This window comes from Sporosarcina sp. resist (assembly GCF_014302295.1).
Lineage (GTDB): Bacteria > Bacillota > Bacilli > Bacillales_A > Planococcaceae > Sporosarcina > Sporosarcina psychrophila.
In genome coordinates this window covers 1,638,352-1,651,919 of the sequence record NZ_CP060287.1, presented here as the reverse complement: position 1 = coordinate 1,651,919, position 13,568 = coordinate 1,638,352, and the positions used below count along the sequence as shown (strand labels likewise).

Here is a 13,568-nt window from a genome sequence, read left to right as displayed (position 1 = left end):
ACACAACCATTTCCTCCAAAAAGCAGCCAGGACTTTTGAAGTAAAAAGTCCTGGCTGCTTCATCATTTTGTTATTGATTCAAACCACTATAAATCATGTCTGCGTTCCATCTTAGCATTTTCACATACGTATCGCCATCATCACCAGGTTTCCCTAGAGAGTCCGTAAAGATTTTCCCTTTAATCGGCACATTCGTTTCCCTTGATACCATCTCCATGCTACGTGGATCGATACTTGTTTCTAAAAATAATGCTTGAACCTTTTCCTCGTTGATAGTTGCAATGATAGTTGTCAGCTGTTCAGGTGTTCCTTCATGGTGTGAATTGATTTCCCAAATGTAGGCTGCATTAAAATCATACGCTTTGGAGAAGTATTTGAACGCACCTTCACTCGTCACGAGTATCCGTCGTTCTTCTGGGATCTTGTTCATTTTCTCCACGATTTCTTCATGAAGGGCTTTGAGTTCAGTGATATATGCATCCGCGTTTTCATCATAGATGTCTGCATTTTCTGGATCAATTTTCTTCAGGGATTTACGCACGTTTTCTACATACTTGATGCCATTGCGCACGTCAAGCCAAGCATGGGGATCTTCTTCCCCTAAATGGTCCTTCGAACTGAGGAGCATCGGTTCAACCCCTTCACTTACACGAAATACCGGCGCATCCTCCCCCGCTTTTCCAGCGGTTTCCATCAATTTAGTAAACCATGCATTTCCTTCTTCTAAATTTAGCCCGTTATAAAAAACAACATCTGCATCTGTCGTCAAAGCGACATCTGCCGGAAGTGGATCATATTGGTGAGGATCTGATCCAATCGGTGCAAGGCTGTGAACATCGACCAAATCTCCCCCGACATTTTTCACAATATCGTAGACAATCGAATACGTCGCAACGACTTGCAGTTTTTCACCCTTCTCTTTTGGAGCAGTCGCCCCTTGGTTACATGCCGACAACAAGACTCCAACAACAATCAGTGCAAACAATAGCATACTTTTTTTCATTCACAATCTTCCCCTTCTATTTTGAATTGCCATTCACGAAACGGCTGATTTTTGTTTATTTGTTCGAATAGCTCTCCACAATAAACCTTGTTTCGGTGAGAATATAAATGCTAAGAAAAATAAAGCGGTTGCGACGAGTACGATTGTTGCGCCAGATGCAAGATTGTACGTGAAGCTCAAATACAAACCAATTATCGCCGAAATCGTTCCACATGCAGCTGAAATGACTATCATGACAGACAGCCGATCAGTTAATAAATAAGCTGTCGAAGCGGGTGTAATAAGCATCGCAACTACTAATATGATGCCCACTGTCTGTAACGATGCGACCGTAACAAGTGTTAATAGAACCATTAAAAAGTAATGGATCATCTTAGTCGGAAGCCCATATGCTTGAGCCATAATCGGGTCAAACGAACTGACAAGCAACTCTTTATAAAATATAAACACACTTAACAACACGAAAATACCAACTATTAGTGTCATCCACATATCAGAAGGTCTGACCGCCAACACATTCCCAAACAGGATGTGATACAAATCTGTACTACTCTTCATAAATGTGATAAGGATAATCCCAGCGGCAAATGCAGCAGTAAACATGATGCCAATCGCAGAATCATTTTTCACACGACTGTTCTGGTTGATGAATCCTATACCGATAGCTGTTAAAATACCCGTTATCACCGCTCCGATAAAGAAATTGATACCTAGCATGAAAGAAATTGCGACACCTGGTAATACGGCATGAGATATCGCATCCCCCATCAGGGCCATTCCTCTTAAAATAATAAAACAGCCAATGACGCCACTAATGATACCAACCATCACCGATGTAATAAGCGCTTTTTGCAGAAAACCATATTGCATAACTGCCTCGATGAAATGCATCATTTCGCCATCACCCCATCTAAAAACGATAATTGTCCGCCGTATGCTTTTGAAATCATTTGAGGCGTAAACACTTCTTTCACACTGCCCTTCGCAATTAACTCCTTGTTTAACAACAACAGTTCATCAAAATATTTTTCCGCCTTGTTCAAATCATGATGGACGACGATGATTGTTTTTCCTTCATCGCGCAACTCTTTTAAAATCTTCACAATCATCTCTTCACTCGTTGCGTCAATTCCAACAAATGGTTCATCGAGTAAAAACAAATCTGCCTGCTGAGCAAGTGCTCTAGCCAGGAAAACACGCTGCTGCTGACCGCCAGATAACTCTCCAATTTGCCGATCCTGAAACTCGATCATATCAACCTTTTCAAGGCACTTCAGAGCCAATGCCCTTTCCTTTCGCCCTGGCCTTTTTAATAATCCAACTGTCGGATACGTACCTATAAGAACTGTATCTTTGACTGTAATCGGGAAATCCCAATCGATTGTACTACGCTGCGGAACGTAAGCAATTCGTTTACGGACTTCTTTCAGCGTGGAACCAAGGATTGTAATATCCCCTTTATCTTTTGAAATCAAATTTAGTAACACTTTAAGCAAAGTGGACTTCCCTGCTCCATTCGGTCCAATGATTCCAACTGATTTCCCACTTGATATCGTGAACTCTATATCATGTAGCACTTCTTTTCCGAAATACGACACATGCAAATTCGAAACTACAATTGCATCTTTCATATTTACACACCTCCATATATCTATTTATATGCCGGAGTTTCCCAAGGGAAACTTTAAATCCAAATTTTTTTTGCCCTAGGGAAACTTTATAGGCAAAAAAATGAATTACATTATTGTTTCCCTCAGGAAACTTTACTAACTTCATAGTAGAACATCTAAAACCAAAAGTAAAGAAAAAAATATTTTTTTGAAAAATAACCCCTAGAAAGCCATACCAACAGCATCCGTAGATTCCCTGATTAGATTTCAGTTCACAGACTTCAACCGATGAAAATCTCCCGACTACGAAAACTTTCATCTGACGAAGAACTGTAAAACTGTCTAGACAGTTTTACAGTTCCATATTAATTAAACATTCCTACTACACACTCTTTAGACTGGCATGATAATTGCATAACTAATATATATATTGAACTAATGATTCTATATAATCACCAGCGAAGGCGCCTCATAGGGGTGCCAAGCGTTGTTGAGTGGATTCTTTATGTCAACATATATAGTTAATAAAGGAGTGGAAAAATCATGTCGAGAAATTTCACGAATCTACTGATTGAAGATGACATTGCAATCGTGGAAATAGACCATGCACCAGCCAATACATTGTCAACAGCATGCATTGCCGAACTAAGAGAGGTTTTTAAATGTCTTGCCAATGATGATAAGTTGAAAGCGATTATTTTAACTGGTGCAGGTCGCTTCTTTGTTGCCGGTGCTGATATTAAAGAATTCATTGACGCACTAGGTGACGACCAGAAAGGATTGGCAATGGCCACAGCGGGACAAGCAATTTGCAACGAAATAGAATCGATGAAAAAACCCGTTATCGCAGCCATTAATGGTGCTTGTCTTGGTGGAGGATTGGAATTGGCTATGAGCTGCCATTACCGGATTGCCGTTTCTGCAGCCAAACTGGGATTACCCGAGCTTCAACTTGGGCTTATCCCTACGTTCGGCGGAACGCAAAGATTGAGCAGGATAACCAGTACAGCCACTGCATTGGAACTAATTTTAACAAGCAAACAACTTAACGGCGACGAGGCAAAGGAAGCTGGACTTATCCAATTAGTCGTTTCCCCAGAAGATCTTTTGCCAACTGCTAAAACGATTGCCAAAGCATTTGTAGACGGTAAGAGTATGACCAGCATCACGCGAGCTGTAGAATGTATCATACATGGAGCAAATGAATCCTTAGTAAATGGGCTAGAACGGGAACGTAACAATTTTGCTGAACTGTTTTTAACAGACGATGCCAAGGAAGGTGTACACGCATTTATTGAAAAAAGAAAACCGCTATTTAAACATACGTAAAAGGGGTTGTGAACAATGACAGAAGAAGTCCTTTTTTCAATAAGCGACAATGGAGTTGCTACAATTTTACTCAATCGGCCGAAAGCTTTAAACTCACTGTCCTTCGCGATGGTTCAAGCAATCAGGGAAAAATTAACAGATTGGAAGACAAACGAACGTGTCAAAGCTGTCATAATCAAAGGTGCAGGAACAAAAGGTTTATGTGCCGGCGGAGATATTAAAACATTATATGAAGCGAAAAATAGTGAAAATGGTCTCCAAAAAGCAAACGACTTTTTCACAGAAGAATATCAAACAGATTTATCCATTGCCCAATTCCCTAAACCAATCATTGCTTGTTTAGATGGTATTGTCATGGGAGGCGGCGTAGGTTTAACTTATGGTGCTTCTATTAAAATCGTTACCGAGCGTACCGTTTGGGCAATGCCAGAAATGACAATTGGTTTTTTCCCAGATGTAGGTGCCGCCTATTTTTTAAATAAGGCTCCGGGATTCATCGGAAGATATTTAGCATTGACGGCTACACAATTAAAAGCTGCAGATGTACTGTATATAAATGGAGCAGATCATTTTATGTCTCATGAAAAACTCCTGCTTTTCATCGATGAATTGGAGGGAAGGAAATGGGAGCAAACAACCATTGACACATTGCTCGCAAAATACACATCAACCGCACCGGATGAAGGCAAACTAGTATCTTTGCAAAAAGACATAGACGACCATTTCTCTCAGACGACGATAGAATCCCTCTTCGATGCCTTAGGGGAAAATGATACTTCATTCGCGAAAGAAGCCATAGAAACAATGCGTACGAAATCACCTGTATCATTAAAAGTGACACTAAAACAGTTAATTGACGGCGAACAAAAAACATTGGAAGAATGCCTTGCCACAGACCTTATTCTTGCAATGAACTTCATGAAACACGAAGACTTTTTCGAAGGAGTTCGCTCTGTCTTGATTGATAAAGATTTAGCACCCTGCTATAAGTACCCACACATTTCATCTGTTTCGAATGAAATGGTCAATGGCTTTTTCATAGCCGACTAATTAGAGAAAGTCGAATCCCCCCAAAAAGGAATTCGGCTTTTTTCAATTCTTTTCTTAGAACCAACGCTCCGTTACAACTTTTTTACGCGTATAAAACTGTACCCCGTCTTTCCCATTTGTGCCGAGATCTCCATAGAACGAAGATTTGTTACCAGCAAAAGAGAAAAATGCCATTGGTGCAGGTACATTCACATTTACTCCAATCATACCCGCATCAATTTTTTCACGAAACGTTTGAGCGCTTTTACCACTTCCCGTATAAATGACCGCTCCATTGGCAAACTTCGATTGATTTGTCAGCGCAATTCCCTCTTCTAAATCCTTCACACGCACAATGCTTAACACTGGAGCAAAGAGTTCTTCCTGCCAAATTTTCATTTCGTTGTTCACGTTATCAAAAATAGTCGCTCCGAGATAATTTCCTTCTGCCAGTTGACTATCTATTTCTCGGCCATCGACAATCAGCGAAGCCCCTTCAGCTATACCACTCTCTATATAACTAAGCACACGTTCTTTATGCGATTTGCGAATAAGGGGGCCAACAAAGTTCTCTTTATAACGTCCATCTCCTACTGATAATTCACGCGTTTTTGCAACAAGTAGCTCCATAAAATCATCTGCAACTTCATCAACAACTGCAACGACCGAACAAGCCATACAACGCTCACCGCTACTGCCAAACGCTGCACCAATAACTCCTTGAACTGTTTTTTCGAGATGACAGTCCGCCATGACGACCGCATGATTCTTTGCACCAGCAAGCGCCTGAACACGTTTACCGTATTTCGTACCCGTTTCATACACATGTTTTGCAACCGGTTCTGATCCAACGAAAGAAATTGCTTTGACATCTGGGTGCTCCAGTAAACCGTTCACCACTTCTTTTCCCCCATGCACCAAACTTAAGACACCTTTCGGGAAACCGGATTCGTGAAATAATTCAACAAGATGTCCCGCTAAAACGGGCGTTCTTTCAGATGCTTTAAGGACAAATGTATTCCCGCAAGCAATTGCGAGTGGAAACATCCAGAGGGGCACCATCATCGGGAAATTAAATGGAGTGATCCCTGCGACAACTCCAATCGGGTAGCGCCAGACAGATCCGTCAATACCGGTAGCCATATTTGGTAGAGCTTCTCCCATCATCATGCTAGGCGCTGACGTAGCAAGTTCCACTACCTCAATCCCTCTTTGCACTTCCCCTCTTGCATCTCTCAATGTTTTTCCGCTTTCCATCGTAATAATCTGTGCTAACTCCTCTTTATGTTCCTCCAACTTTTGCAAGTAAGTAAACAGAAGACGCGTACGGTTCGGAACTGGTATATCGGCCCACGATAGAAAAGCTTGTTTTGCCACTTCCACTGCAGCATCGACGTCTTTCTTTGTAGATAGTGGTACATAAGCAATTGTTTCACCTGTTGCTGGATTAGAAACTGTTTCCGTTTCAGTACCAGATGAGTCCACCCATTCACCGTTAATCCAATTTTTCATTTGCTTTATAGTTGTTGTAGTCATTTATTTCAATCCCCCTATTGTAAATGCTATTTTTTGATGTCCAATTCTTTTATACAAAGCTGACATATCCTCTTCCGCTAATCCCGCATGTTCCGCTTCTTCATAAACTGCAAAAAGGGCTTGGCTGATTGGGAGATGCAACTGATTACTCTCTGCCAATTGCAATGCGAATCCCATATCTTTTCGTAATAACTTCAGCGCAAATCCCGGTTCATACTCCTCATTTTCGATAAATGATTTGAAGTTCCGTTCATATATTCGACTCTGTCCATAGCTAACATTTAACATATCAAAAAGCTTGTTCATGTCCATGTTATTTTCATTTGCTAATGCCAACGCTTCACTCACCCCTGCGGTATAGAAACCGATGAGCAGATTATTTATCAATTTTGCAATTGTACCACTGTCAATTCGCTCATTCACATGAAACAAATTTTCGCCTAGTACTGAAATAATTGGTAATGAACGCTCATAGTCCACCGCTCGGCCACCAACCATAAATGTCAATGTCCGATTTTCCGCACCTATCACACCCCCACTGACTGGTGCGGCTAAATAAGCAACTCCTTTCGCTTGTGCTTCCTCGCTTATGCGGCGATTCACTTCCGGCGAAACAGTGCTCGTATCAATCAAAAGAATATTTTCATCGCTTTGGTGAATCAACCCTGCTTCTCCTAAATAAACTGATTCCACCGCGGCTGTTGATGGTAAACTCGTCAAAATAATAGCGCAACGTCCTGCCATTTGTATTGCAGAAAGACCAATTATTCCGCCCGCTTGCTGAAATACAGTTTCAGCTAATTCACTTCGGTCATTTCCATAAACAGTGAATCCAGATTCCAGTAAGTTTTTCGCCATGGGCATTCCCATATTCCCTAAGCCGATCATGCCAATTTTCATCATCGAGTCCCCCCATATTTTAGACGTTATATCGAGCGCTTTCTATTATTCCTTGAACAATTTCTCTCTTCTTGATAAACATATTACTGTAAAGCGGAGCTGAGATTGCTTGAATTTCCATCAGCATAAGCCCACGACTTTCCTCATCGGGTAGAGCACTTGATACAAACGAAATAGCTGCTGTTTGAATACTTCGATACCCCTCTTCACAAATGACATCGGACATTAGCATCTTCCTTTTTTCCTCGGATTCCCCATTTTTAATTAGTGCCTTCTCAGTCCTTAGCAAAGCAGATTCCATGATGAATAGCCTTTCATTCATACTGGCTAGTAATCCTAAATACTCTTGTTCCTCTTCAATTGATTTCCCTAAAGGTCCAGCAAGCGCTTTCACGACAATTCCGATAAGTTGTTTTGCCTTTACTAAGTAGCCGTAATGCCGCGTCAAAGCATGCGTCCGATTGTCCACTTCGTTTTTTGCAGACCATAGTTGCCCCTTTTCGATTTTTTTCAGTACACCTTTAGCAATTGCAAGACGATTAATTTCATTCGTCCCTTCGAAAATCCGATTGATTCGTGCATCGCGATATAAATTTTCTACTTCATATTCCTGCATATAACCATATCCCCCGTGGATTTGCACTGCCTCGTCAACAATATAATCAAGGGCTTCTGAACTATTCACTTTATTTATTGCACAATCAATCATGAAGTCAGCGACAATTCTTACTAACTCCTCTTCCGAATCAACAGATTGAAGCGCTTCATCCATTTCCCCCGCTGTTCGGTATGCCGCACTTTCTGCACCGAAGATTCGTACTGCCATATTGGCTACCTTTTCTTGGATCATCGTGAAGCCAATCAATGCTTTGCTGAATTGCTTTCGCTCTTTCGCATAAGCTACTGATAGATGTAATGCATGCTTTGCCGTTCCGATATTGGCAAATGCAAGTTTCAAACGAGCCATATTTAAAATATTCAAAGCAATATGATGCCCTTTCCCAATTTCCCCCAGGACGTTTCCAACAGGTATTTTGACGTCTTCCAAAATAAGAGTAGCAGTAGAAGAACCGTTAATCCCCATCTTTTTTTCCTCAGGTCCAACTGACACTCCTTCAAATGTTCGCTCTACGATAAATGCAGTCATACCTTCGGCTATTTTTCCAAACACTACGTAACAATCAGCGAGATGGGCATTCGTTATCCATTGCTTTTCACCATTCAATATCCAATCCGTCCCTTCTTTGTTCAAGACGGCAGTTGTTTTCGAATTCAAAGCATCCGACCCTGCATTCGACTCTGTCAAGGCGTAAGCACCAATCCATTCCCCACTTGTCAATTTCGGTAAGTACTTTTCCTTTTGGGCTGCTGTACCAAAATAGACATATGGCAATGTACCAACACCAACATGAATATTAAACGAAACGCTAAATGAGCCGGCCGCACCCATTATCTCTGCAACGAGACCTGCAACCATTTTCCCTAACTCAAAACCACCATAGGCTTCCGGGACTTCAATACCAAGAAGACCAATATCCCCAGCTTTTTCAAAAAGTACACGAACATCTTGATTTTCTATCGACAAACCTTTTTCAAGTTGAGGCTTCACGTCCAGTTTCAGAAATTGTTTGGTTGTTTTAGCAATCATTTCATAGTCGTCTGTAAAATCTTCGGGTGTAAAATAGGAATAAGTCATACTACTATTTGTTAAATTAGTATCTGAGATTAAGTGTTGTATCTGCTCCATTTCTCATTCCCTCCATTCAATGTTATATATTGCAAGTTGCATGCCAATAAAATCTCGGACGGAACACAGATGTTTCTAAGCTATGGAAAGCGCCAACTGTCTAAGTGACTAGACAAATTGACGCTTCTATTTAGCAGTATGCATTTATAACTGATAACGAGATAGTTTATTATAAAGAGTTGCTCTTGTAATGCCGAGACGTTTAGCCGCTTCCGACTTGTTCCCGCTTACTTCTCTTAATACTTTTTCAATGATATTCTTCTCTTCTTCCTCATGCACAAGTTGTCTTACTTCATTTCTTTCGCTTAACGACGAGGAAATAGTCATATATTCTTGTTTCTTTTCTATTCGAAAAAATTCGTTTGGCAAATCACTCCTTTTAATATGGGATTCGCTTGTCAATGCAAATAATCTTTCCAATACATTAATTAACTCGCGTACATTCCCTGGCCAATGATATCGAAAGAATAGTTGCATGACTTCCTTATCAATCGTTTTCCCCTCACTATCGTACATTTGACAAAGAGTGGGTAGCTGTGCGGAAATAATCAGTGGGATATCGCTTTTCCGCTCCCTAAGTGGAGGAATATTCAAGGGGATCACGTGAAGCCGATAATATAAATCTTCTCTAAACTCGCCTTCCCTCACCATTTTTTCAAGATTTTTATTTGTAGCTGTAATAATCCGGAACTGGACCTGAATCGGTTCAGTTCCACCAATCCGTTCCACCTCTTTTTCCTGAATCACCCTAAGAATTTTCACCTGTGTCGCAAGGGGCATGTCACCAATTTCATCCAAGAAAATTGTTCCCATGTGAGCAAGCTCAAATTTTCCGGGTTTCCCTCCTTTTTTCGCACCTGTAAACGCACCTTCCATATAGCCAAATAACTCTGATTCGATTAAGTTCTCGGGAATTGCTGCACAATTAACACTGATAAAACGTCCACTGCTCATCTTACCCGTATCATGTATCGCCCTTGCAAATTGCTCTTTTCCAACACCACTTTCCCCAGTGATCAAAACGGGAGCCTTAGACTGTGCTGCCTTTCTTGCAAGCTTCTTTGTATTAGATATGGCGGGACTCTCTCCGAGAATATCTTCAAAAGTGAACCGTTTCTGTGCAGCAACTTTGCTCACCTCAATCGACGTTTCACTCCCTTTTCGTTGCTCTAACAAATCTATTTGAGTGATAATTTGCTGGACTTCAGAAACGCCTTCATAAATAAGCATACCGACGGCCCCAATAATACGACCATTTTTCCAAATCGGCATTCGGTGAACAACCATTTTTTGCCCCTGCAGCCAATGGATTTGATTACGCTCAGGGATACCCGTTCTAAGGACAATTGGTATCCTTGTATTCTCAATAACATTTTCTACTGGAAGGCCAATAGCCTCCTCCTTAGTCACGCCAACATAGCGGCTATAGTTTTCATTAAACAATTGAATCACACCAGCTTCATCTACAATCGTCAATCCTTCATAAGCCGTATCAAAACATAGTGTATACCACTCGATTGTCTCCTTTGATTTTTCAAGTCGTTGAAAAAGGGCTTGATTAATCTTCAGCAGTTCTATTTGTGTGATTACTCCTTGGAGCATGCCTGTCTTCTCACATACGACATAGGTTGGACATCCATCCAATTGCTTCACGGAGAAATCTTCATTCACCGATTGGAAGACTGCACTAATAATAGAGTTAATCGGTTCATTCCAACCTATTCCACTCTTAATAGTAGCAAGGCAATCCCCTATTGTGACGACTCCGATTAGTCGTTCATGATCCACAACTGGCAGTTCCGAACAATGTCCTTCGGAGAGCAAACGTAATGTTTCTCCGATTTCAAGGTCCTTTGTCAACACTTGCGGATATTCGCTCATCCATTCTTTAACCCTATAATAATCTTCTTTTACCATTTCTCATCATCCACCTTTTGATAATGTGAAAAGGCGATGATCCATTCTCCAGCAGGCCTTACCTCCATGCCTTAAAGAACGAATCATCGCCGCTATTCAGTATTACTGCTCTTTTGTTAATACGGTCTTCGCTATTGACTCGTCCAATGCTTCAAATTCATCATAAGAAATAGTAACGTATAATTCACTTCTCGTTTGCATATCAGAAAGTGCTTGTTCTTGTGAGCCCTCATTGATGATTTTCTCAAAAACACGTTCATAGGCTTTGGCAGCAACTCTTAATGATGTGACTGGGTAAATTACCATTTGGAAACCCATTTCAGCAAATTCATCGGCGCTATAATAGGGTGTTTTTCCAAACTCAGTCATGTTTGCAAGCAAAGGAACCGAAATCTCTTTGGCAAACCGTCTGAATTCCTCTTCTGATTGAAGAGCTTCCGGGAAAATAGCATCCGCACCCGCTTCCATATATGCCTTCGCTCTATCAATCGCTTGCTCTAAACCTTCCACTGCGCGCGCATCTGTTCTCGCAACAATAAGAAGTGTCGGTGCAACCTGTTTCAACACTACTATTTTCTGCACCATTTCTTCAGTAGAAACCAAGTTCTTTCCATTCAAATGGCCACATTTCTTAGGTAACTGTTGGTCCTCTAATTGTACTGCTGCGACATTCGCTTCTACCATTTCACGGGCTGTCCTTGCTACATTCAATACACCACCAAAACCTGTATCTATATCAACAAGCAGCGGTAAATCGGTAGCACGCACTATATCCCTTGCTCGCTCCGCAACTTCAGTTGACGTCACAATCCCTAAGTCTGGTAAACCACGACTAGCCGTATAGGCGGCCCCCGATAAATAGAGTGCAGAAAATCCGGCATCTCGTGCAATAAGCCCTGCCATCGCATCATGCGCACCAGGGATTTGAACGATTCCTGATGCATGCATGATTGAATGGAATTTCTTAGCTAATGTCTCTTGTGATGATTGTTGATCAACAATCCACGCCATTGTCATTTCCCTCCTCTCTTAAAGCAAAAATAAGTCGACAAATTCTTTGACGTTCATCTGTTCTAACTTACTTTGGCTTTCGCACGCCACTTCTATTTCTGTTCGCTTCTTTTCAGGGTAATGAGTCATCAATGTAGCCGAAAATTTCTCGCGTATTTGAGGAATAGCTTCCTCTCTTCTAAAGCGATGACCAAGCGGATACTCACTTACAACTTTCTCTGTTGTGGAACCGTCTTTAAATGTAACTTGAACAGCATTGGCGATCGAGCGCTTGCTCGGATCGAGATAATCTTTACTATACTGCTCGTCCTCTACGACAATCATTTTATTTCTTAATTGATCGATTCGTGAGTCATTTGCCACGTCATCTTCATAATGATCTGCAACAACATCGCCATATAGTAAACCAAGTGCCGTAATGTATTGGATGCAATGGTCACGGTCAGCGGGATTGTTAAGCGGACCTACTTTATCGATAATCCGAATAGCAGATTCATGTGTCGTGATTGTAATTTTTTCAATATCATCAAGTCGCTCCTTTATCTCCTGATGCAGGATAATGGCACATTCCGCCGCTGTTTGCGCATGGAACTCGGCTGGATACGATACTTTAAACAGTATATTCTCCATCACATAAGAGTCTAAAGGACGTGCCAGTGTTAATTCCTTTTGATTGTATAAAACATCTTGGAATCCCCACTCCGGAGCGGATAGCGCTGTCGGGTAACCCATTTCGCCTGTCATTGCCATCATCGCCAGTCGTACACCCCTACTCGTTGCATCTCCTGCTGCCCACGATTTTCGTGAACCGGTATTAGGTGCATGACGATACGTTCTAAGGCTTGCGCCATCAATCCAGGCATTTGTCAACGCATTATTTATTTCTGTACGTCCCCCGCCAAGCATTTTGGTGACGACCGCAGTTGTAGCAATTTTGACGAAATGAACATGGTCAAGTCCAACACGGTTCAAACTATTATCTAATGCCAGTACGCCTTGGATTTCATGTGCTTTAATCATCATTTCCAATACATCACGTACAACAAGTGGTTTTTTTCCTTCCGAGAGACGTAAACGGCTTAGATAATCCGCTGTAGCTAAAATGCCACCTAAATTATCGGACGGATGACCCCACTCAGCAGCTAACCATGTGTCATTATAATCGAGCCATCGTATCATGCAACCAATATTAAATGCGCCTTGGACCGGGTCCAGTACATACGATGTACCAGGTACACGACTGCCATTTGGAACAATAGTACCCGGTACTACAGGTCCTAGTAATTTCGTACACTCCGGATAGCTTAATGCCAATATTCCACACCCGATTGTATCTATTAACACATTATGTGCTGTCTTATATGCTTCCTCGCTTGTAATTTCTTTATTTAAAACATAGTCCGTAATTTCCTCTATCAGTGTATCCATTGTCATTTGTTCTTTCAATTTCAACATCTAACTCTTCCTTTCCGCTTTCAATTTGTTT

11 protein-coding genes are annotated in these 13,568 nt (G+C 41.3%); 2 read left to right on the top strand and 9 right to left on the bottom strand.

Going from position 1 to position 13,568, the window contains the following annotated elements:
* Positions 1–70: 70 nt before the first annotated feature.
* Genes H7992_RS08370 through H7992_RS08360 form a run of 3 tightly spaced genes read right to left on the bottom strand, consistent with a single transcriptional unit; the run spans position 71 to position 2,634 of the window.
* Positions 71–1,003: a metal ABC transporter substrate-binding protein gene (locus H7992_RS08370; RefSeq protein WP_187047263.1), complete on the bottom strand. Its 933-nt coding sequence runs from the start codon at positions 1,001–1,003 to the stop codon at positions 71–73.
* Positions 1,004–1,036: 33 nt separating this feature from the next.
* Complete coding sequence (locus H7992_RS08365; RefSeq protein WP_187047831.1) at positions 1,037–1,894, bottom strand: metal ABC transporter permease; 858 nt, start codon at positions 1,892–1,894, stop codon at positions 1,037–1,039.
* Positions 1,894–2,634: a metal ABC transporter ATP-binding protein gene (locus H7992_RS08360; RefSeq protein ID WP_067207414.1), complete on the bottom strand. Its 741-nt coding sequence runs from the start codon at positions 2,632–2,634 to the stop codon at positions 1,894–1,896. Before H7992_RS08360 ends, H7992_RS08365 begins: the two co-directional genes overlap by 1 nt.
* Before the next feature lie 522 nt (positions 2,635–3,156).
* Between H7992_RS08360 and H7992_RS08355 the strand changes: the two genes are divergently transcribed.
* Together H7992_RS08355 and H7992_RS08350 are read left to right on the top strand one after the other, a co-directional pair.
* Positions 3,157–3,942 carry an enoyl-CoA hydratase-related protein gene (locus H7992_RS08355; RefSeq protein WP_187047262.1) on the top strand — a complete coding sequence of 262 codons (786 nt, stop codon included), beginning with the start codon at positions 3,157–3,159 and terminating at the stop codon, positions 3,940–3,942.
* A gap of 15 nt (positions 3,943–3,957) precedes the next feature.
* Positions 3,958–4,992 carry an enoyl-CoA hydratase/isomerase family protein gene (locus H7992_RS08350; RefSeq protein ID WP_067207409.1) on the top strand — a complete coding sequence of 345 codons (1,035 nt, stop codon included), beginning with the start codon at positions 3,958–3,960 and terminating at the stop codon, positions 4,990–4,992.
* 54 nt (positions 4,993–5,046) lie between these two features.
* Here the strand turns inward: H7992_RS08350 and H7992_RS08345 are convergent, their stop codons facing one another.
* The 6 genes from H7992_RS08345 to H7992_RS08320 all read right to left on the bottom strand — a co-directional run bounded on the left by H7992_RS08345 (position 5,047) and on the right by H7992_RS08320 (position 13,537).
* Positions 5,047–6,507, bottom strand: coding sequence for a CoA-acylating methylmalonate-semialdehyde dehydrogenase (locus H7992_RS08345; protein ID WP_187047261.1), 1,461 nt, complete (start codon positions 6,505–6,507; stop codon positions 5,047–5,049).
* Complete coding sequence (locus H7992_RS08340) at positions 6,508–7,410, bottom strand: NAD(P)-dependent oxidoreductase (RefSeq protein ID WP_187047260.1); 903 nt, start codon at positions 7,408–7,410, stop codon at positions 6,508–6,510. It lies immediately after the preceding gene.
* A 16-nt stretch (positions 7,411–7,426) separates the two neighbouring features.
* Positions 7,427–9,154 carry an acyl-CoA dehydrogenase family protein gene (locus tag H7992_RS08335; protein ID WP_187047259.1) on the bottom strand — a complete coding sequence of 576 codons (1,728 nt, stop codon included), beginning with the start codon at positions 9,152–9,154 and terminating at the stop codon, positions 7,427–7,429.
* A 144-nt stretch (positions 9,155–9,298) separates the two neighbouring features.
* Positions 9,299–11,071, bottom strand: a complete 1,773-nt coding sequence (locus H7992_RS08330; protein ID WP_187047258.1) for a sigma 54-interacting transcriptional regulator — start codon at positions 11,069–11,071, stop codon at positions 9,299–9,301.
* Between the two features lie 102 nt (positions 11,072–11,173).
* Entirely contained in the window at positions 11,174–12,082 is a 909-nt protein-coding gene (gene prpB / locus H7992_RS08325; protein ID WP_187047257.1) for a methylisocitrate lyase, read from the bottom strand.
* Between the two features lie 18 nt (positions 12,083–12,100).
* Positions 12,101–13,537, bottom strand: a complete 1,437-nt coding sequence (locus H7992_RS08320) for a bifunctional 2-methylcitrate dehydratase/aconitate hydratase (protein WP_067207396.1) — start codon at positions 13,535–13,537, stop codon at positions 12,101–12,103.
* Positions 13,538–13,568 lie beyond the last annotated feature (31 nt).

Coding starts and splice junctions, on each gene's coding strand:
- H7992_RS08370 (WP_187047263.1), bottom strand. CDS start 1,003: ATGAAAAAAAGTATGCTATTGTTTGCACTGATTGTTGTTGGAGTCTTG.
- H7992_RS08365 (WP_187047831.1), bottom strand. CDS start 1,894: ATGCATTTCATCGAGGCAGTTATGCAATATGGTTTTCTGCAAAAAGCG.
- H7992_RS08360 (WP_067207414.1), bottom strand. CDS start 2,634: ATGAAAGATGCAATTGTAGTTTCGAATTTGCATGTGTCGTATTTCGGA.
- H7992_RS08355 (WP_187047262.1), top strand. CDS start 3,157: ATGTCGAGAAATTTCACGAATCTACTGATTGAAGATGACATTGCAATC.
- H7992_RS08350 (WP_067207409.1), top strand. CDS start 3,958: ATGACAGAAGAAGTCCTTTTTTCAATAAGCGACAATGGAGTTGCTACA.
- H7992_RS08345 (WP_187047261.1), bottom strand. CDS start 6,507: ATGACTACAACAACTATAAAGCAAATGAAAAATTGGATTAACGGTGAA.
- H7992_RS08340 (WP_187047260.1), bottom strand. CDS start 7,410: ATGATGAAAATTGGCATGATCGGCTTAGGGAATATGGGAATGCCCATG.
- H7992_RS08335 (WP_187047259.1), bottom strand. CDS start 9,154: ATGGAGCAGATACAACACTTAATCTCAGATACTAATTTAACAAATAGT.
- H7992_RS08330 (WP_187047258.1), bottom strand. CDS start 11,071: ATGGTAAAAGAAGATTATTATAGGGTTAAAGAATGGATGAGCGAATAT.
- prpB (WP_187047257.1), bottom strand. CDS start 12,082: ATGGCGTGGATTGTTGATCAACAATCATCACAAGAGACATTAGCTAAG.
- H7992_RS08320 (WP_067207396.1), bottom strand. CDS start 13,537: ATGTTGAAATTGAAAGAACAAATGACAATGGATACACTGATAGAGGAA.